The 20,460-nt window shown below is 47.0% G+C and carries 19 protein-coding genes; 8 read left to right on the top strand and 11 right to left on the bottom strand.

Annotated features, from left to right (window positions below; translation table 11 throughout):
• Nucleotides 1-95 precede the first annotated feature (95 nt).
• Together KNQ13_RS08005 and KNQ13_RS08000 are read right to left on the bottom strand one after the other, a co-directional pair.
• On the bottom strand, nucleotides 96-284 hold the full coding sequence (locus KNQ13_RS08005) for a DUF951 domain-containing protein (protein ID WP_012371900.1): 189 nt from the start codon (nucleotides 282-284) through the stop codon (nucleotides 96-98).
• Entirely contained in the window at nucleotides 256-1,185 is a 930-nt protein-coding gene (locus KNQ13_RS08000; RefSeq protein ID WP_014971739.1) for a mechanosensitive ion channel family protein, read from the bottom strand. Before KNQ13_RS08000 ends, KNQ13_RS08005 begins: the two co-directional genes overlap by 29 nt.
• A 183-nt stretch (nucleotides 1,186-1,368) precedes the next feature.
• Here KNQ13_RS08000 and yyaC point away from each other — a divergent pair, with 183 nt between their 5' ends.
• Complete coding sequence (gene yyaC / locus KNQ13_RS07995; protein WP_026830487.1) at nucleotides 1,369-1,986, top strand: spore protease YyaC; 618 nt, start codon at nucleotides 1,369-1,371, stop codon at nucleotides 1,984-1,986.
• Between the two features lie 82 nt (nucleotides 1,987-2,068).
• On the opposite strand, the gene KNQ13_RS07990 is transcribed toward yyaC, so the two are convergent.
• From KNQ13_RS07990 to rpmH, 8 genes are all read right to left on the bottom strand, one after another.
• Nucleotides 2,069-2,833 carry a ParB/RepB/Spo0J family partition protein gene (locus KNQ13_RS07990; protein WP_014971741.1) on the bottom strand — a complete coding sequence of 255 codons (765 nt, stop codon included), beginning with the start codon at nucleotides 2,831-2,833 and terminating at the stop codon, nucleotides 2,069-2,071.
• Between the two features lie 40 nt (nucleotides 2,834-2,873).
• Nucleotides 2,874-3,707, bottom strand: coding sequence for a nucleoid occlusion protein (gene noc, locus KNQ13_RS07985; RefSeq protein WP_014971742.1), 834 nt, complete (start codon nucleotides 3,705-3,707; stop codon nucleotides 2,874-2,876).
• Between the two features lie 49 nt (nucleotides 3,708-3,756).
• The gene (rsmG, locus tag KNQ13_RS07980) at nucleotides 3,757-4,473 is read right to left on the bottom strand and encodes a 16S rRNA (guanine(527)-N(7))-methyltransferase RsmG (RefSeq protein WP_026830488.1); all 717 of its coding nucleotides are present in this window, start codon (nucleotides 4,471-4,473) and stop codon (nucleotides 3,757-3,759) included.
• Nucleotides 4,474-4,478: 5 nt separating this feature from the next.
• A complete protein-coding gene (gene mnmG / locus KNQ13_RS07975; protein ID WP_026830489.1) occupies nucleotides 4,479-6,365 on the bottom strand; it encodes a tRNA uridine-5-carboxymethylaminomethyl(34) synthesis enzyme MnmG in 1,887 nt (628 codons plus the stop codon).
• Between the two features lie 42 nt (nucleotides 6,366-6,407).
• The gene (gene mnmE, locus KNQ13_RS07970; RefSeq protein WP_026830490.1) at nucleotides 6,408-7,790 is read right to left on the bottom strand and encodes a tRNA uridine-5-carboxymethylaminomethyl(34) synthesis GTPase MnmE; all 1,383 of its coding nucleotides are present in this window, start codon (nucleotides 7,788-7,790) and stop codon (nucleotides 6,408-6,410) included.
• 149 nt (nucleotides 7,791-7,939) lie between these two features.
• A complete protein-coding gene (yidC, locus tag KNQ13_RS07965; RefSeq protein ID WP_014971746.1) occupies nucleotides 7,940-8,794 on the bottom strand; it encodes a membrane protein insertase YidC in 855 nt (284 codons plus the stop codon).
• A 99-nt stretch (nucleotides 8,795-8,893) separates the two neighbouring features.
• Complete coding sequence (gene rnpA / locus KNQ13_RS07960) at nucleotides 8,894-9,244, bottom strand: ribonuclease P protein component (protein WP_012371909.1); 351 nt, start codon at nucleotides 9,242-9,244, stop codon at nucleotides 8,894-8,896.
• 168 nt (nucleotides 9,245-9,412) lie between these two features.
• A complete protein-coding gene (gene rpmH / locus KNQ13_RS07955) occupies nucleotides 9,413-9,547 on the bottom strand; it encodes a 50S ribosomal protein L34 (RefSeq protein WP_012371910.1) in 135 nt (44 codons plus the stop codon).
• Nucleotides 9,548-10,281: 734 nt separating this feature from the next.
• On the opposite strand from rpmH, the gene dnaA reads away from it, so the two are divergent.
• The 7 genes from dnaA to KNQ13_RS07920 all read left to right on the top strand — a co-directional run bounded on the left by dnaA (nucleotide 10,282) and on the right by KNQ13_RS07920 (nucleotide 20,269).
• Nucleotides 10,282-11,667 carry a chromosomal replication initiator protein DnaA gene (gene dnaA / locus KNQ13_RS07950; RefSeq protein WP_014969059.1) on the top strand — a complete coding sequence of 462 codons (1,386 nt, stop codon included), beginning with the start codon at nucleotides 10,282-10,284 and terminating at the stop codon, nucleotides 11,665-11,667.
• A gap of 186 nt (nucleotides 11,668-11,853) precedes the next feature.
• Nucleotides 11,854-12,987, top strand: coding sequence for a DNA polymerase III subunit beta (dnaN, locus tag KNQ13_RS07945; RefSeq protein ID WP_026830491.1), 1,134 nt, complete (start codon nucleotides 11,854-11,856; stop codon nucleotides 12,985-12,987).
• 140 nt (nucleotides 12,988-13,127) lie between these two features.
• Nucleotides 13,128-13,349 (top strand): S4 domain-containing protein YaaA, encoded by a 222-nt coding sequence (gene yaaA, locus KNQ13_RS07940; protein WP_012368917.1) that lies wholly within the window; start codon nucleotides 13,128-13,130, stop codon nucleotides 13,347-13,349.
• Nucleotide 13,350: 1 nt separating this feature from the next.
• A complete protein-coding gene (gene recF / locus KNQ13_RS07935; RefSeq protein WP_014969061.1) occupies nucleotides 13,351-14,505 on the top strand; it encodes a DNA replication/repair protein RecF in 1,155 nt (384 codons plus the stop codon).
• Nucleotides 14,506-14,515: 10 nt separating this feature from the next.
• The gene (gene gyrB, locus KNQ13_RS07930) at nucleotides 14,516-16,429 is read left to right on the top strand and encodes a DNA topoisomerase (ATP-hydrolyzing) subunit B (protein ID WP_201770341.1); all 1,914 of its coding nucleotides are present in this window, start codon (nucleotides 14,516-14,518) and stop codon (nucleotides 16,427-16,429) included.
• A 27-nt stretch (nucleotides 16,430-16,456) separates the two neighbouring features.
• Nucleotides 16,457-19,129: a DNA gyrase subunit A gene (gyrA, locus tag KNQ13_RS07925; protein ID WP_014969063.1), complete on the top strand. Its 2,673-nt coding sequence runs from the start codon at nucleotides 16,457-16,459 to the stop codon at nucleotides 19,127-19,129.
• Between the two features lie 93 nt (nucleotides 19,130-19,222).
• Nucleotides 19,223-20,269 (top strand): HD-GYP domain-containing protein, encoded by a 1,047-nt coding sequence (locus KNQ13_RS07920; protein ID WP_014969064.1) that lies wholly within the window; start codon nucleotides 19,223-19,225, stop codon nucleotides 20,267-20,269.
• On the opposite strand, the gene KNQ13_RS07915 is transcribed toward KNQ13_RS07920, so the two are convergent.
• A partial coding sequence (locus KNQ13_RS07915; protein ID WP_214773209.1) for a hypothetical protein occupies nucleotides 20,239-20,460 on the bottom strand: 222 nt, incomplete at its 5' end. The two genes, KNQ13_RS07920 and KNQ13_RS07915, sit on opposite strands and share 31 nt — an antisense overlap.

Below are 20,460 nucleotides of genomic sequence, written 5' to 3'. Positions count from 1 at the left end.
CTGTAATTCGAAGCAAGCCATCGGTTTTTTTATACGTGTGGATCCAACGAAAAGCCCCTGACGACATGCTTCATCGTCAAGGGCTTGATCCGAATTCATTCTGGTAAGACTTTTTTTAAACGTTTATCAAAGTCACGGCGTGGCATCAGGATGCTTGCGCCACACCCTTGACACTTGATCCGGATGTCCATTCCGACCCGAATGATCTGCCAGCGGTTTGTGCCGCATGGATGTTGTTTTTTCATTTCGACATAATCATGAAGATTGTACGTTTTTGGCATCATCGGCTTGACCACCATTCCCTTGTTCTGTATTCATCATGACCATCCGTGGATATGGAATCTTGATTCCTTCCACTTCGAGTCCTTGCTTCAGTTCTTTCCGGATTAAGCGTCCTGCCTGGAAGTGCTGCATCGGTGGGACCTCCGCCATCAGCCGGTAGACGACTTCAGAAGGACCAAGCGTCTGAACACCCAGCATTTCAATCGGTTCGACGAACATGTCTTCATATTTTTTAGTCGTCGTATCGGCAATTTGGTGCAAGACCCGTTCGACGCGTTCCAAATCTTCTTCATACGACACTTGGACATCGACCAAAGCGAAACTGTTATCGACCGAAAAGTTCGTCACTTGTAAGATTTGACCATTCGGAATGATATGAATTTCTCCATTCAATCCCTTCAACTTCGTTGTTCGAATCCCAAGTTCTGTGACGACCCCTTCGATCAGACCGACACGAACAAAATCTCCGACCTTGAACTGACGCTCAAAGATGATGAAGGCTCCCGTAATGATGTCCTGGACTAAGTTTTTGGCACCAAATGAAATCGCCAGACCCGCGATACCGGCACTTGCGACCAGTCCCGTGATATTGATTCCAAACTGACTGAGCACGGTCAACAACATGACGATTCCTAAGACATAACGAATGGCATTTTGGAGTAATTTCAACAACGTTTCATTTTGTCGTTGCGCCAAATAGTCGTGTTCATTAATCTTTCGAATCGTAAATAACCTCGACACCGCCCCTGTCAAAACACGTGTCAATATATAAAACCCGGCGATGATGATCAGGGCGATCAACAATTTGAGTCCAAAACGAATCCACATGTCTGCGTCCATTACTTGCTCCAGAATTCGATCGACCTGGGCGACTGAATTTTGTACATCTTGATTGGTAGCCATTCTCTCCATCCTTTCAGTTCTCTCTATTACGACAGTATACGTGATTTTAAATGACTTTCAACTAAAGAACCGATTTTGACGTTAGATTTCCTTAAAAACCGGGAAAGGAAAATCATTACAGAACGCCTTCACTCTCACCATGACACCAGGACGCTGACACCAGGAGAAGAAAGGATGATCTAGATGAACTTCCGTTTCCATTCCCACGAAAAAAAGCCCTATTCCTTCTTTCTAGAATATACAGAACCATTCGCGAAAGAACGACTTGCCGAACAATTACATGAACAGGTCAGTGCACTAAAAGAAAATCGACCTGTCGTTCTCGTCTGCATCGGTTCCGATCGTTCGACAGGAGATTCACTTGGACCACTCGTCGGTACATTTTTAGAAAAAAATCGTCCGGCAAACATGCATGTTTACGGGACGTTAGCAAAGCCTGTCCATGCTTTGAATTTGGCTGAGACGATCCACTCGATTCAAACGACCCATTATCGTCCACTCGTCATCGCCATCGATGCTTGCCTCGGTCGCTTATCGAGTGTCGGTCATGTCTTTTTCTCCGAAGGACCACTTGCGCCTGGCGCTGGTGTCCAAAAAGAACTTCCGGCTGTCGGTGATTTTAATATCAAAGCCGTCGTCAACGTCAGTGGGTTCATGGAAATGATGATTCTCCAAAATACACGTCTTCACCTGGTCTATGAGCTAGCAGAACTCGTCGCCGACAGTTTTGCATTACTCGATACGAAGTTGGTCGCTGAGACGACACGTACGACGATTTCCTTCACACCACGCTCGATCTAATCGATGCGCCTCCCCATTTGGTCATCCTGATACAACAAAAGGATCCATTCCGAAAAACAGCGGAGTGGATCCTTTTTAACAGTCAGTCGTCTTCCGGCAAGAGGAGCTCGAGAATCCGATTCAGATCCTCTTCATCCGTAAAATCGATTTCGAGTTTCCCGGCCTGTTTCGTCGTTTTGATCCGGACGGTCGCACCGATTCGTTCCCGTAAAGTTTCTTCGATAAAATCAAGTTCGGTCGATCTTCTCGTCGCAGGACGGACTTGTTTTTTTTCCCGTAATTCTTGTTCAAGACGCCGGACGTTCCAATTTTCATGCATGACGCGTTCTGCCATCCGTTCAATTTTCAGTGGGTTTTTTAAAGACAATAAGGCACGGGCATGCCCCATCGACAACCGTTCTTCCATCACCGCTTGCTGGACGTTGACCGGTAACTGCAACAACCGGAGACTGTTTGTGATATGAGAACGGCTTTTCCCGACACGTGCGGCGAGTTCGGCTTGCGTCACGTTAAATTCCTCTAACATCTCGGCATAGGCCATCGCTTCTTCGATTGCGCTCAAGTCGGCTCGTTGAATGTTTTCGATCAAAGCCAGTTCCATGACACGGGTCTCATTCGCTTCAATGATCAACACGGGGACACGTGTAAAACCCGCCTGTTTCGCCGCTTGATACCGCCGTTCACCGGCAACGATTTCATAAAACCCTTCGCGTGGACGGACGACAATCGGTTGGATCATCCCATGCCGTTTTAAGGAATTCGCCAATTCCTCTAATGCTTTTTCATGAAACTGTTTCCGAGGTTGTCCCGGATTGGGGCGAATCGCTCCAATGGGTATTTCATTCATGCTAATCTCTCCTAAACGTAGCGGAAGGCACGACCGCTGTTTACGGACGTGCCTTCACGATGCGGATCCGCACCTCGACATATTCTTCACAATCTACTTCTTCCTTTTCGACCAGCAATCCGGTCCGTTCAATCATATCGACCGAATCCCGAATCGTATTCAACGCAATCCGTGTATCCCGCGCAAAACTTTTATGACGCTTTTTAGGGACCTTCGGGGTCAGTAATCGTTCGACACGTTGTTCCGTCTCCTTGACGTTCCATTCCCGTTCGATGATTTCAAGTAAGACCTGGGTCTGTAAATCCGTTGCTTTTAATGGCAGAAGGGCACGGGCATGCCGTTCTGTGATCTTTCGCTGTTTGAGTGCCTCGCGGACGACGTCCGGCAAACGGAGTAAGCGAAGTTTATTCGCAATCGTGGACTGACTACGTCCGAGTCTTCTCGCCAACACTTCCTGTGTGATGTCTTGCATCGCGAGTAAGCGGGCATAGGCTTCTGCTTCTTCGATTGGTGTCAGCTCTTCACGTTGTAGATTTTCGATGAGTGCGAGGGCAGCCGTCGTCTCGTCCGTCATCTGCTTAATGATGGCGGGAATCGTGTCCCATCCGAGCGATTGCACAGCCCGAAAACGTCTTTCCCCGGCGATGATTTCATACCCTTCGCCTTGTTTTCGGACGACAATCGGTTGCAGTAAACCATGTTCTTCAATCGTGGTCGCTAGTTCGGTAATCCGTTCCCCGTCAAAGACGGTCCGCGGTTGGAACTGGTTGGCGACCAATTCCGTTAACTTCAACTCACGGACGGTATCTTGTGGATCTAGCTCTAGGGAAACGGTTCCTCCCTTACCGAGCAGTTTGGCAATTGCATTCTTCACGTTGGTGTACCTCGCCTTCATCAGTCATCGTTTCACGTGAAACGGTGTGTTAACCTAGTGGGTCTTTCGCCGGTGTACCTGCTTTACGCGGATATTTCCCGGGTGTTAATCGTTTTTTGTCGACAATAACGATATTACGCTCACTTTCCTCACCTGGCAATTGGAATTGGAAACTTTCCCGCAAATTCCCACCCAACACTTTCAAGGCAGTTGCGCCTTCTTCCAGCTCTTCTCCCAGTTTGGCGGCTTTCAAGGCGACGAATTGTCCGCCTACTTTGGCAAGGGGCAAGCAGTATTCCGCAAGGACCGACATCCGGGCGACGGCACGTGCCGTCACGACATCAAAATGTTCCCGGAATTGTTTATTTTTACCGAATTCTTCCGCACGACCGTGATGGAAGGCAACTCCTTCAAGACCCAGTTCCGTCGCCAGCATGTTCAAGAATCCGATTCGTTTATTCAACGAATCGATGATGGTGACTTTGAGGTGTGGGAACATGATTTTAATCGGGAGACTCGGGAATCCGGCACCGGCACCGACATCACAGACGGTTTCGACTTCTGTAAAATCAAAGTAAAACGCCGCTGTGATCGAATCGTAAAAATGTTTCAGGTACACATCTTCTTCCGCCGTAATCGCCGTCAAGTTCATCTTTTCGTTCCATTCGACGAGTAGTTCATAATACCGTTGGAACTGTTTCAATTGGTGCTCCGAGACGTCAAGCCCTTGTTCCGCTAATGCTGTTACGAATTGCTGTTGATTCATCTGATTCACTCCGCAGTCAATGCGTATTGGCCTTGTTCGATGTAGACAAGCAAAATCGAGATATCAGACGGATTGACGCCTGAAATACGTGAGGCTTGTCCAATCGAGAGCGGACGCACTTGGTTTAGTTTTTGTTTCGCTTCCATCGCAAGACCACTGATCACATCATAGTCAAGACGTTCAGGAATCCGTTTTTTCTCCATCCGCATCATCCGCTCGACTTGATCCAGCTGCTTGTCGATATAACCCGCATATTTGACCTGGATTTCGACTTGCTCGGCTGCTTCCGGTGAAAGTGCGACTGGTGCTGGCGTCATCTCGGCAATCATCGCGTATGTGATTTCTGGACGTTTCAGTAACGTGATGGCATGCAATGCTTCTTTTAACGGGGAGACGCCGATTGCCGTCAACTGTTCATTGACGTCACTCGTTGCCTTGATGACAACTTTTTCAAGACGTTTCATTTCCCGCTCGATTTCTTGTTTTTTCTCCGCTAATTTCGCATGGCGGGCCTCAGTGATCAGTCCCAGTTCGTGACCGATATCCGACAAGCGTAAATCGGCATTGTCATGACGTAACAATAACCGGTATTCGGCACGTGATGTCAACAGACGGTATGGTTCATTGGTTCCTTTTGTCACGAGATCATCAATCATGACGCCGATATAGCCTTGGGAACGTGACAGGATGAGCGGGTCTTTTTGTTGGACCTTGAGTGCCGCATTGATACCCGCCATGATACCTTGTCCGGCTGCTTCTTCATATCCGCTTGTCCCGTTGATTTGTCCGGCTGTAAATAATCCGGCGATCCGTTTCGTCTCAAGTGTCGGCCAGAGTTGTGTCGGCACGACCGCATCATATTCGATTGCATAACCGGGACGCATCATTTCCGATTTCTCAAGACCTGGAATCGACCGTAAGATATCGTGCTGGACGTCTTCCGGCAGACTCGTCGATAATCCTTGGACGTAGACTTCTTCCGTGTCACGACCTTCTGGTTCTAAGAAAATCTGGTGACGGGGTTTATCACTGAACCGAACGACCTTATCTTCGATCGACGGGCAGTAACGGGGACCCGTTCCTTTGATCATCCCGGAGAACATCGGTGACCGATGAAGATTCGCATCAATCAACTGGTGCGTATATTCGGTCGTATACGTCAACCAGCATGGAATCTGTTCTGTGATCATCTGTGTTGTTTCATGGCTGAACGGCAAGGCAACCGCGTCACCTGGTTGAATCTCGGTTTTCGAATAATCGATTGTTTTGCCGTCGATTCGGGGTGGTGTTCCTGTTTTGAAACGGGCTAATTCAAATCCGAGTTCCTCCAGATGTTTCGAAAGATTGACCGAAGGCATCTGATTGTTCGGACCACTCTCATACGACAATTCGCCGATGATGATTTTTCCGCGCATGAACGTCCCGGTCGTAATGATGACCGCTTTCGCCCGGTACTCTGCTCCTGTATTCGTGACGACACCCACACACGTCTCGTCTTCGATCAATAGTCGTTCGACGAGGGCTTGACGCAACAAGAGATTCGGTTCATCTTCGAGTGCCTTCTTCATGCGGTTTTGGTACTCGAACTTATCCGCTTGTGCCCGCAGTGCGCGGACGGCTGGACCTTTTGAAGTATTGAGCATTTTCATTTGAATATACGTCGCATCGATGGCACGTGCCATTTCTCCACCGAGTGCATCGATTTCCCGGACAACGATTCCTTTTGCCGGACCGCCGATCGACGGATTACAATACATGAATCCGACCATATCGGGGTTCATCGTCAACATGACAGTCTTCGAACCCATTCGAGCGGCAGCGAGGGATGCTTCAATTCCCGCATGACCCGCTCCGATGACGATGACGTCGAATTCACCTGCTTGATAAGCCATAACTGTGGTTCCTCCTTTTAAAAATCAACAACCTACTATCTATTATTTACCTAAACAAAATTGTGAGAACAATTTATCGAGCAAGCTGTCTTGCGCCGTATCGCCATTGATTTCTCCGAGCGTATCCCACGCACGGCGTAAATCGATCTGTACCATATCGATTGGCATCGATGCTTCCGCTGCACCAAGGGCATCTTCGATCATCTGACTTGCTTGTTTGATCAACTGGATATGACGGGCATTCGAGACATACGTCATGTCCTGCCCCTCGACTCCTTGTTCAAAGAAGAGGGCCGCGATTGCTGCTTCAAGATCCATGACCCCTGCTTCTTCCAGCAGGGACGTCGTCACGATCGGACGGTCATCTGCCAACTGTTTCACGCGCTCGAGATCAATCTGTTGCGGTAAATCACTTTTATTAACAATGATGATGGCGTTCATCCCACGAATCGCCTCGAATAACAGAACATCTTCTTCTGTCAGTTCATCGTTCCCGTTCAGGACAAGTAAAATCAGATCGGCGGAATTGAGTGCCTGCCTTGACTTCTCGACACCCATCCGTTCGACGATATCTTCCGTTTCCCGAATCCCGGCCGTGTCGATCAACTTTAGTGGAACACCACGGACATTGACGTATTCTTCAATCGTATCGCGGGTCGTCCCGGCGATGTCGGTGACGATCGCTTTTGCTTCTTGCACCAATGTGTTGAGCAAGGACGATTTCCCGACGTTCGGTCGTCCGATGATCGCTGTCGATAACCCTTCTCGGAGGATCTTTCCTTGGCGCGCCGTTGCGAGCAATTCCGTTAAGATCTGTCGTACTTCTCCTGCATTCGTTTGCACGATTTGTTGTGTCATCTCTTCCGCATCATATTCCGGATAGTCGATGTTCACTTCAATCGAAGCAATCGTCTGTAACAATTGTTCCCGTAAATCTTGGACCAGTTTCGAGAGACGTCCTTCGATTTGACCGACGGCGACGGTCATCGCCCGGTCTGTTTTGGCACGAATCAAGTCCATCACGGCTTCCGCCTGTGACAAGTCGATCCGTCCGTTCAAAAAGGCACGTTTCGTGAATTCGCCGGGTTCTGCTAATCGCACATCTGGTTGCTCCAGAATCAATTCGAGTACACGGTTGACGGCGACGATGCCTCCGTGACAGTTCAATTCCACGACATCTTCACGCGTAAAGGTTTTCGGAGCCCGCATGACACTGACCATCACTTCATCGACGACTTGTTCAGTCGTCTGTTCGACCAATTTACCGTAATGGATCGTATGCGTCGGGACGTTGTTCAAGCGGTTCGCGCCACGGTAGACACGATCGGCTGTTGCGACCGCCTGTGGACCGGACAAGCGAACAATCGCAATCGCTCCTTCCCCCATCGGTGTTGAAATCGCGGCTATCGTATCAAATTCCATCATCTGTTGTTCACACCTCGTTTTCTGCAAGCTTTTCTATAGTTAATGTTCAGGAATGATATAAATGGGTATAACGTGACAACTATACACGAAATAGCCCAAAAGAAAAAGAGCGACACTCTGTAAAAACGGAGTATCGCCCTCATTTGTGATTAACGTTTCTTTTTCGGTTTCTTTGGAGCAGGAGCTGCTTCAGCCGCTTCTTTTTCACGTTTTGAAGCAATTGTTGCTTCCGTCTGCACTTTGATCTTCTCGCGCATCGGTTTCATGATGACGATTGTCACGATAATGGAGAAGATATAACCAACGACCCAGTAGAGAGACAAGGCAGATGGTAACGTCACACCCATGACGAAGATCATGACTGGGAAGACATACAACATGATTTTCATCTGTGGATTATCGTCTTGACCGGCCATCGAGATTTTCTGTTGCAAGTACGTAAAGACGGCTGACAAAATCGGCAGGATGAAAAGCGGATCCGGTTTTCCGAGATCGAACCAGAGGAACGAATGTTGGAAAATCGCCGGCGTATAGATGATCGCATTGTAGAAAGCAATCAAAATCGGCATCTGAATCAAGATTGGTAAACAGCCGGCAAGCGGATTGACGTTGTGTTCTTGATACAGCTTCATCATTTCTTGTTGCAATTTTTGCTGTGTTTCTTGATCTTTCGAACTATATTTCTCACGAAGTTTCATCATTTCTGGCTGAATGACTTGCATACCACCCATGCTCTTCGTTTGTTTAATCATCAACGGTAAGATGACCAGACGGACGATCAATGTTGTGATAACGATCGCAATCCCGTAATCTCCATTAAAGTACTCAGCAAATTTACCAATCAACCATGCCATCGGCCAAACAAAGTAGTGTTTCCAGAAACCTTCTGTATCAGCGGTAATCGGTTCACCGGTCCCGTATGTTCCAGGGGTACAACCAGATAGAACGATTGCGAGTACGGACATCAGCCCAAGCGTCAGCCAAATCTTAGTTCTCTTGTTCATAATTCCTCCTAGTAATGTTTACACGTGGTCGGTCCTCGTATTTCTATATGATAGAAGTAGGCGAGCGGCCGCTACAAATCAACAGGATATACTGCACGTTTATTTAACTTGTCGCTTCCAGACACCAGAACGTTTAAAGACGTGGCGCAAACTGTCCGCGACTTCTTGAGCAGTCATCTTCGCAGCCGGATTGCGCGCGATGATCACAAAATCATAATTCGGGGCAAGCGACGCTTCATGAAGCTGACAGGCTTCGCGAACGTAACGTTTGACTTGGTTGCGAACAACGGCGTTCCCGATTTTCTTACTCACCGATAAACCAATCCGAAAGTGAGTCTGCTGCTCTTTTTTTAGTGCATATACGACAAATTGCCGATTTGCGACAGAGGCTCCTCGAGTAAACACCGCTTGGAACTCCTTGTCTTTCTTGACGCGGTATTCCTTTTTCACCTTGATCACACCCCATCCTGACATCACGAAAATTCGTCGTCTTTCATCATATCATAGAATAAACCTGCTCTGCGAGAGTCGTCTTGTGACAAAAACACGAACATCCTAAAAAACAACAAAAAAAAGATCACTCCAGGCATCGCCAGAAGTGATCTCATCATCGCTCGATTATACAGTCAAGGCTTTGCGGCCTTTAAGACGGCGAGCAGCCAAGATCCGGCGGCCACTCTTAGTTGCCATGCGCGCACGGAATCCGTGAACTTTTTTGCGCTTACGGTTGTTTGGGTTGAAAGTTGGTTTCATTAGTCTGCACCTCCTTTAAAAATACTCTATAAAAATCATCGTTTTCTACTTTAAGGCAGTCTTGTATATTATATAAATCAAAAGTGACCTTGTCAATGAAAGTTCATAAGAATTATCATGAGCCTTTTCAGCAATCATGAACGCGATTCATGGAAATAGAATTCACCAGCCTGTTTCATATCATACGATATCGTTTGCTTCGTAAGACGGATCAAGAACTTCCTCGTTTAAACTATCCACAGACTTATCCACACTATCCACATGTTCCGTGGATAACTTATCACTTTGTCTACAATAGTATTTTTTAAAATCAACGTCAAGGTCTGTTTCCGGATTTTTTTTGCACAACTTCTTTGATTTTGTGTATAACTTTTTTGAACGCTTCCTCTTTCGAAAAGTTATACACATCTTATCCACAACTTATCCACACTATCCACAGCCTGTGGGTAACTGCCTGTGTATATGTTGATTTACTTGTGGATAAATCGTTCTAACCATTGCCAGACCCCATTTCATTTGATACACTAATTGTGCATAACATGAACGTAAGACAAATTGATTCTTCAAGTTATACACAGCCTGTGGATAACTTTATACACAGAAATCAACCCCTGTGGATAACGTTATCCACAGTTTTTATGTTCTGGGGATAAGTCGTGTTTCTTCATTAAGTTAGTCCTGTGTATAAACCTGTGTATAATTTTTTATATTATGATAGAAAAAGGGGGGTATTTATGAAAAACGCTGCCGAACTTTGGCACAATGTATTATCTGTAATCGAGGAAGAACAACGTACCCCAAAAGCCAGTTACGACATGTGGTTAAAGTCTACAGAAGGAGTCACGCTGAATGGAACGACCTTGATCGTCTCCGCACCAGCAGCTTTTACAGTAACTTGGTTAGAACGTCAGTACTTATCTCTATTAGAAGATACCGTCGAAGAAGTGACAGGAAGCCGGCTTGATATTCAATTCATCGAGGAAGGTCAAGCAAAACATATGCTCGATCGTCAAAATGAGGAAGTAATCGAAGCAGCTCCACCAACAAAAGTCCCAAAGAAACGTACACCGACGGATGAGCTCGTCATGAGTGAGCTGGGACAACTCAATGCCAAATATACCTTTGATACGTTCGTCATCGGGTCGGGCAACCGCTTTGCCCATGCTGCCTCTTTGGCCGTGGCAGAAGCACCGGCTAAAGCCTACAATCCACTTTTCATCTATGGTGGGGTCGGACTTGGAAAAACGCATTTGATGCATGCGATCGGTCAGTACGTCCAAGATCAAAAACTCGGTACCAAAATTGCTTATGTTTCATCGGAACAGTTTACAAACGACTTCATCAATTCGATTCGTGATAACAAAACGGTTCAGTTTCGGAACAAATATCGGAACATCGATGTTCTATTAATAGATGATATTCAGTTTCTTGCCGGAAAAGAACAGACGCAGGAAGAGTTTTTCCATACTTTCAATGCGTTGCATAACGATCAGAAACAAATCATCATCTCAAGTGATCGTCCGCCTAAAGAAATCCCGACGCTCGAAGATCGACTGCGTTCACGCTTCGAATGGGGACTGATCACGGATATCACGCCACCGGATCTTGAGACACGGATTGCGATTCTCCGAAAAAAAGCCAATGCGGAACAATTGGATGTTTCCAATGAAGTCATGCTCTACATCGCCAGCCAGATCGATACGAACATCCGGGAACTTGAAGGCGCCTTAACCCGTGTCATTGCTTACGCGAACCTTGTCGGGCGAACGATTGATCCGAATGTTGCTGCCGAAGCTTTGCATAACATCATGCCTGCGAGTGAACCCCGCAAAGTGACGATTCGTGACATTCAAGAATCGGTCAGTAAACACTTTAATCTGCCGTTTGATGATTTAAAAGCTAAAAAGCGAACGAAGTCGATTGCTTTCCCCCGTCAGATTGCGATGTACCTGTCACGGGAAATGACAGAAAGCTCCTTGCCGAAAATCGGTGAAGAGTTTGGGGGGCGTGATCACACGACCGTCATCCATGCCCATGAGAAAATCAGTACACTCGTCAAATCAGACGGAGAAACGGGAAAAGTCATCGAACAAATCAAGCATGAATTGAAACATTCTTAAACCTGTGGATAAGCTGTGGATAAAAGAGGCTAGTTATCCACAAGTTATCCACAAGCGTTTTGGCTCTATACCAAGTTATCCACCGACTTATCCACACTATCCACAGCCCCTAATACTATTATTAAAAAAATATATTATTATGTTATGATGATGTAACGCCCATTTTGAGAGGAGCTTAACGACAATATGCATATTACAATTCAACGTGATACTTTAATCCAAGCAATTCAAGATGTAGCAAAAGCCGTTTCATCCCGAACGACGATTCCGATCCTGACAGGAATTAAACTCGAGGCTCATGGAGATGGTATGACGCTGACAGGAAGCGATACAGAAATCTCGATCGAACGGACGATTTATGCGGAAGAGAACGGTACGTCGTACGTCACGGTCCATCGTGCAGGAAGCGTCGTCTTAAACGCCCGCTTCTTTGGAGATATCGTGAAAAAGTTACCAACGGATGAAGTGATCCTCGAAGTCTCACCGAACTTCATGACACGGATTCAGTCCGGTACGGCAGAATTCCATTTAAACGGACTCGATCCAGATGAGTTCCCGCGTCTTCCGCAAGTCGATGGCGGACAACAGTTCCGTTTACCAGCAGACTTATTGCGGTCAATGATTCGTCAAACGAGTTTTGCCGTCGCAGTACAGGAAACACGTCCCGTACTGACAGGTGTCAATTTCTCGGCGGATAAAGACATCTTGACGTGCGTCTCGACGGACAGTCACCGACTGGCGTTACGCCGCGCACAATTTGAGACGGATCATGAAATCTCGTTCCAGAACGTCATCGTTCCAGGGAAAAGTTTAAACGAGTTATCGAAATTACTTAGTGATGGTCATGTCGATATCACGATTACGAATCAACAGATCCTCTTTAAGATGAAACATGTCCTATTCTTCTCGCGTCTGCTTGACGGCAATTACCCGGATACGTCCCGTCTGATCCCGGAAGAGTACCGGACTGCTGTCCGAATGAACGCAAAAGACTTGTTGCAAGCGATCGATCGCGCATCTTTGCTCGCACGTGAAGACCGCAACAACGTGATCAAGTTCGCGGCGGAAGGGACGACGGCTGTTGAAATCTCGTCTCATTCACCAGAAGTCGGTAAAGTATCGGAGCAGGTCAGCATCTTGTCACTTGAAGGAGAAGAGTTAAAAATCTCGTTCAATTCGAAATACATGATGGACGCCTTAAAGGCACTGGATGCGACGGATATCGAAATCCAGTTCACCGGTTCGATTCGACCGTTCATCTTGCACCCTGTCGATCAAGACAATGTCTTACAGCTGATCTTACCGGTTCGAACGGCATGATTTGCACCCAAGGAACAGCCTCTGTTCCTTGGGCTTTTTTTGAAATCCGTATATACGTTCGTTCATTTTGCCAAATCGCGAGTTTTTTAGTACAATAAAGAGTACGTCATTTATAATATGTAGGTAGGAGGAGTCAAACCATGAATCAAATCAAGATTTCAACAGAATACGTCACATTAGGTCAGTTCCTGAAACTTTCAGATATCATATCGAGCGGTGGACAAGCCAAACCATTTCTCGCTGAGGTACCCATTCTCGTCAACGGTGAAGTCGATCAGCGACGTGGTCGTAAACTACGGGATGGAGATGTGATTGACGTAGAAGATTACGGTCAGTTCATCATTAAGAACGAGGGGAACTAACGTGCGACTCGATTCGGTCCGACTCAGTCATTATCGCAACTACGAGTCGTTGGAATTATCTTTTTCAGAAAAGACGAACGTTCTGATTGGGGAAAACGCCCAAGGGAAAACGAATCTGCTTGAAGCCATCTATGTACTGGCTCTCGCCAAGTCCCACCGGACGACGCACGACAAGGAATTGATCCAGTGGGATGCGGAGACGGCGCGGGTGGAAGGACGGATTCATAAACGTAGAGGATCCCATTCACAGGAAATCGTCATTTCAAGTCGTGGGAAAAAGGCGAAGTTGAATCATCTCGAGCAACGCCGCCTGAGTGATTATGTCGGGGCATTGAACATCGTGTTGTTTGCGCCAGAGGACTTACACATCGTCAAAGGTAGCCCGCAAATCAGACGTCGCTTTTTGGATATGGAAATTGGTCAGGTCAGTCCGGTCTATCTACATGAATTAAGTCAGTATTTAAAAGTCCTCAAACAACGTAATGCGCTGTTGAAACAGTTGTCGATCAAAGGTGGAGATGAGACGTTCCTCGATGTCTTGACGGAGCAGATGATTACGCTTGCCGTTAAAATCGTCCAGCGCCGCCATCACTTCATTGCCCAGCTTGAAAAATGGGCACGTCCGATTCATGAAGGAATCAGTCGCGGACAGGAAAAGCTCGTCTTGATCTATCGTTCCGATACATTTAGCAATGATTTGCTCGATGTCGAAGGAATGACTGCTTCTTATACGCAGAAGTTTGGTAAAATGAAGACAAACGAAATTAGAAGAGGTGTGACGCTGTTCGGACCCCATCGCGATGACTTTGAAATGGAAGTCAACGGAAGGAATGTCCAGACATACGGTTCACAAGGACAACAACGGACGGCGGCACTCTCTTTGAAATTAGCAGAGATTGAATTGATTCATGAAGAAGTGGGGGAATATCCGTTGCTACTTCTAGACGATGTCTTATCCGAGCTCGATGATCATCGTCAAACCCATTTGCTCGATACGATGCAACAAAAAGTGCAGACGATCCTGACGACGACAAGCGTCGATGGAATTGCACACGAAACGATCAAACAGGCAAAGTTGTTCCACGTGAAACAGGGGGCTGTCATTTTGGAAGAGACATCATACAAAGAAATAGTAGGTGAGAAAACCGATGAGTAATCATGAAGATATGGAAGTAGAACAAGGGTACGGTGCCGATCAGATTCAGGTGCTTGAAGGTCTAGAAGCCGTTCGGAAACGTCCGGGTATGTATATCGGATCGACTGCGTCGAAGGGACTTCACCATTTAGTCTGGGAAATCGTCGATAACTCGATCGATGAAGCACTCGCAGGGTATTGCGATACGATTAAAGTGACGATTGAATCAGGGAATTCGATTTTAGTCGAGGATAACGGACGGGGCATCCCGGTCGATATTCAAGAAAAGATGGGACGTCCGGCAGTAGAAGTCATCTTGACGGTCCTTCATGCGGGCGGTAAATTCGGCGGCGGCGGATATAAAGTATCCGGTGGTCTACACGGTGTCGGGGCATCCGTCGTTAACGCGCTCTCGACGAAACTGGAAGTTTTCGTCAAGCGGAATGAAAAGTTGTACTACCAAGCGTATCACCGTGGTGTACCGGCTGAAGATTTAGCGGTCATCGGTACGTCAGAAGAGACAGGAACGATGATTCGTTTCTTCCCGGATGATGAGATTTTCCAAGAAACACTCGAATACGATTATGATCTGCTTGCGACACGCTTACGTGAGCTGGCATTCCTAAATAAAGGACTGACGATTCAGATCACGGATGACCGTTCTGATGAACCGATTACGCGTAGTTTCCATTACGAAGGCGGAATCAAGTCATATGTCGAGCATTTAAACCGTTCGAAAGAAGTCGTTCACGAAGAGCCGGTCTATGTACACGGCAACCGCGACGGCATCGAAGTCGAAGTGGCGTTACAGTACAACGATGGATTTGCAGCAAACATCTACTCGTTTACGAACAACATCCCGACGCATGAAGGTGGGACACACGAAACCGGTTTTAAGACCGCGTTGACACGTGTCGTCAACGACTATGCGAAAAAGTTTGGTTTGATGAAAGATGCAGACGGCACATTGTCTGGCGAAGATGTGCGTGAAGGGATGATAGCGATCGTCTCGATCAAACACCCGAATCCACAGTTCGAAGGACAGACGAAAACGAAACTCGGCAACTCCGATGCGCGGACTGCTACGGACACGCTATTTTCTTCGGCATTCGAGCAGTTCATGATGGAGAATCCGACGAGTGCCCGTGCAATCGTCGAAAAAGGAATGATGGCGTCTCGCGCCCGAATGGCTGCGAAACGTGCGCGTGAATTAACACGGCGTAAAGGCGTTCTCGAAGTCAGCTCACTTCCGGGTAAACTGGCCGACTGTTCGTCACGTGATGCGACGATCTCTGAAATCTATATCGTTGAGGGTGACTCAGCGGGTGGTTCGGCAAAATCCGGACGTGACCGTCACTTCCAGGCGATTTTACCAATCCGAGGTAAAATCTTGAACGTCGAAAAAGCACGTCTCGACAAGATTCTTGGCAGTAACGAAATCCGGACGATCATCACGGCGCTTGGGACGAGTATCGGTTCTGAATTCAACATCGAGAAAGCCCGGTATCATAAAGTCATCATCATGACCGATGCCGATGTCGATGGTGCCCACATCCGGACACTCTTATTGACATTCTTCTATCGCTACATGCGTCCCCTTGTCGAGCATGGGTATGTCTACATCGCTCAGCCACCGCTTTACGGCATCAAACAAGGGAAAAACATCACGTATGTGCATAACGAACGTGAACTGAACGAAGCATTAGCAGCACTTCCAGAAAATGCACGATACGACATTCAGCGTTACAAAGGTCTCGGTGAGATGGATCCGGAGCAACTGTGGGAAACCACGATGGATCCAAGTGGTCGCCAAATGCTCCGTGTCGAGCTTCAAGATGCGATCGAAGCAGATGAGGTCTTTGATATTTTGATGGGAGACCAGGTAGAACCACGTCGTGACTTTATCCAGTCGCACGCACACTATGTGAAGAACTTGGATATTTAACGTTGAATAGAGAGGGTGGCCATACGAATGTCCGATCAACAAGGGATCATTAAAGATATCAACATCAGTCAAGAAATGCGTACGTCCTTCATGGATTATGCGATGAGTGTCATCGTCGCACGTGCCTTACCGGACGTCCGTGATGGCTTGAAACCAGGTCATCGTCGTATTTTGTACGCGATGAACGACTTAGGTATTCGCGCCGACAAACCACATAAAAAATCCGCCCGTATCGTTGGTGAAGTCATCGGTAAGTATCACCCGCACGGTGATTCTGCCGTTTACGACACGATGGTTCGAATGGCGCAGGACTTCAGTTACCGTTATGAACTCGTCGACGGTCACGGAAACTTTGGATCCGTTGATGGGGATTCGGCCGCAGCCATGCGGTATACGGAAGCTCGTATGTCAAAAATCGCGATGGAGATCATCCGCGATATCAATAAAAACACCGTCAACTTTAAAGACAACTACGATGGTTCGGAACGGGAACCAGAAGTATTACCTTCTCGTTTCCCGAACTTACTCGTCAACGGTTCGAGTGGGATCGCGGTCGGGATGGCAACAAACATCCCACCTCACCAACTCGGTGAAGTCATCGACGGCGTGTTAGCTCTTTCGCATAACCCGGACATCACGATCCAGGAACTGATGCAACATATACCAGGACCTGATTTCCCGACAGCCGGTGAAATCTTAGGACGCAGTGGAATCCGTCGTGCTTACGAAACAGGTCGCGGATCGATCATCGTCCGAGCCAAAGCGGAAATCGAACAGACAAAAAAAGATCGCGAACGGATCATCGTGACGGAGTTGCCGTACCAGGTCAATAAAGCCCGTCTCGTTGAAAAAATTGCCGATCTCGTCCGGGAGAAGAAAATTGAAGGCATCACCGACTTACGGGATGAGTCGGATCGCCGTGGTATGCGTGTCGTGATGGAAATCCGTCGTGATGCGAATGCAAGTGTCATCCTCAACAACCTGTACAAACAAACGTCGATGCAAACGACATTTGGGGTCAACATGCTTGCGATCGTCAATGGTCGTCCACGTACGTTGACGTTGAAGGAAATGTTGTATCACTATTTAGAGCACCAAAAAGAAATCGTTCGTCGCCGGACGCAGTTTGATCTTGAGAAGGCGGAAGCACGTGAACATCTCTTAGCGGGTTTACGGATTGCGTTGGATCACTTGGATGAAGTCATCCGGATCATTCGTGCGAACCGGACGGCAGATGCTGCCCGCGAGCAGTTGATGGAACGTTTTGCGTTATCAGAGAAACAATCACAAGCGATTCTCGATATGCGTCTCCAACGTTTGACCGGTCTTGAGCGTGAGAAGATTGATGCTGAGTACGATGAAATCATGCAGTTGATTACGGAACTCAAAACCATCCTCGAAAGTGATGAAGAGTTACTCGAATTAATTCGGACAGAACTCGAAGAAGTAAAAGAACGCTTCAACGATAAACGTCGGACTGAAATTCGGATGGACCATATCGAATTCGAAGATGAAGATTTGATTCCGGAAAAAGACATCATCATCACGTTGACAAGCAGCGGCTACATCAAACGTTTGACGACGGATTCATATCGTGCTCAACGTCGTGGAGGACGCGGTGTCCAAGGCATCGGAACGAATGATGCCGATTACGTGACGCGTCTCTTATCATGTTCGACGCATGATACGATCTTGTTCTTTACGAACCGTGGTAAAGTCTACCGGATTCGTGGATATGAAGTACCGGAGATGAGCCGGACCTCAAAAGGTGTACCAATCATCAACTTGATTCAAATCGAGCGCGATGAAAAAGTAGAAACGATGATTCCGGTCAACTTCAAACGGTATCTCGAAGAACAACAAGCAACGGAAGAGACGGAAACGGTCATCGATGTTGCGGTTGAGTCGGATGAGACGGTTGGATCTTCAGAAGGTCTGGAAGAACCGGAAGAAGTCTTAGATACAGAAGAAGTGATGCAAGACGAGCAGAAGTCGTTGATTTTCATGACCCGTAAAGGGCGTGTCAAACGTTCACCGTTATCTGCCTACGCTCGTATCAATAAAAATGGTCTGATTGCGATTCGTCTATTCGAAGACGACGAACTGACATCCGTTCGACTGGCTTCAACGGAAGATGAAGTCTTTACGGTCTCAAATAGTGGGAAAGCGATCCGTTTCCCCATTACGAATGTCCGCTCGATGGGACGTGGTGCACGAGGCGTCAAAGCGATGAACCTGTCAGCAGACGCAATCGTCATTGGGATGGAGCTTGCCCGAGACGACCAGGACGTACTTGTTATCACGGAAAAAGGGTTCGGGAAACGGACGCCAATGACCGAATTCCGGACGCAATCACGTGGTGGTAAAGGACTGATCGCGAGTAAAGTGACGGAACGTGTTGGTCAAATCGTTGCGCTTCGGATTGTTGATGTGGATGATGACATCATGATCATGACAGAAAGCGGAATCGTCATTCGGACGGATTCACAAAACATCTCAAGTGTCGGACGTAACGCACAAGGGGTGAAAGTGATTCGAATCGAAGAAGGTGACCGTGTCGCGACCGTTGCAAAACTGAAAAAAGAAGATGTTGCCGAGGAAGAACTCGCTATCTTAGAAGAAGGAGTCACTGTTTCAGATGAACAGGATGACGCTGCTTCTCAAGTAAGTGAGGAATCTGAACAGGCGCCAGAAGAATAAACCGAGTAGAATGAGGTACAGCAGAGTGAGGACAGTTTTGTCTTTACTCTGCTGTTTTTCTAAAAATCATTATGAGGAAGGAACGAGACAAAGATGCGTGTGGCAAGTGAGCGGCTCATCCTTGGTGACCGAATAACGGAATCTCTTTTTTTACATACTGATATCCCGATCGTTGAAGCAGGAAAAAAACTTGGAGCAGATGAATTAAGACGGATCAAACGGTTTTTGATAAAAGAAGTCGACATCGAGGAACGACCAGAAGGGATGAACGAGGATCCGTTGATGGATGTCGAAGTAGGCGACATGACAGAGAGCAGTCCATTTGATCAATTGATCGATACGTACAATCACGTTTTTACATCGTGGGAACAAGGATTAGTCCCGAACGTCTATGATGCGTTACGTTGGGTCAAGGAGTCGATGCCGGAAATGGTCCGTCGGGAAGATATCTTACCGTACTTCTTAGAACGGGGAACAGAAGCCTACACAGTCCGGCACGCGATTTACCGTGGGGCGATTGCCCAGCTACTAGCAGAAGAAGTAGGAAAAGAACGGAAGATGCTTCATGATTTATGGGTTGCGTCCTATTTTGCAGATTGTGGGTTGGCCCGGATCATGGAGTGGCGCCATACAAAACGGTATGAAGCGATGCAACAAGAGATTTTTCATCGTCATCCAGCAATGGCTTTTCAAGCCTTACAAAAAGAAAGTGTCATTTCAGATACGGTCAAACGATTAATTGTCCAACACCATGAACGGTTAGATGGATCGGGTTACCCGTTAAAAGTCAAAGGCGATAAAATCATGGATCATACCCGACTCTTCATCGTTGCAGATGTATTCGCCGCTATGACCAGTTGGCGTCCGTACCGTGAAGCATATACTGTGTATGATGCCTACTGTCATTTAAAATCGCGACCGATGCAATACGATTCGAAATACGTCACACTGCTCGGACAACTGTTGCTGCCGATCGAAATTGGGGACCGTGTGTTGATCAGCAACGGTAAAATCGCGACGGTCCTTCGAAAGAATCCGGTTTTTGATCGCCCGGTGATTGCCTATGAAGAACATAACCAACGAGTTGTCAAAGATTTAATGGAAGAACGTCAGCTGAACATCATCCAACTCATGGACTGAAACAATTGTCTTAAAACCTGTTTAGTACTATGTTCTTCTATAGAAGAAAAACTCTTTTGTTCATCGTATGATGAGTGAAAAAAAGAGTTTTTCTTTTTTTTATGACGGTTTGTCAAATTAAGTGCAACACTTCTTCCGAGAAGACCTCGTATGCAGTTTTCCAGTTGAGACATTTCCGTGGTCTCCCATTG

It is taken from the genome of Exiguobacterium sp. s128 (genome assembly GCF_018618815.1).
In the GTDB taxonomy this organism is placed as follows: domain Bacteria; phylum Bacillota; class Bacilli; order Exiguobacteriales; family Exiguobacteriaceae; genus Exiguobacterium_A; species Exiguobacterium_A antarcticum.
Note: the sequence above shows the minus strand (reverse complement) of the source record. Positions and strands in the feature narration are given on the sequence as shown.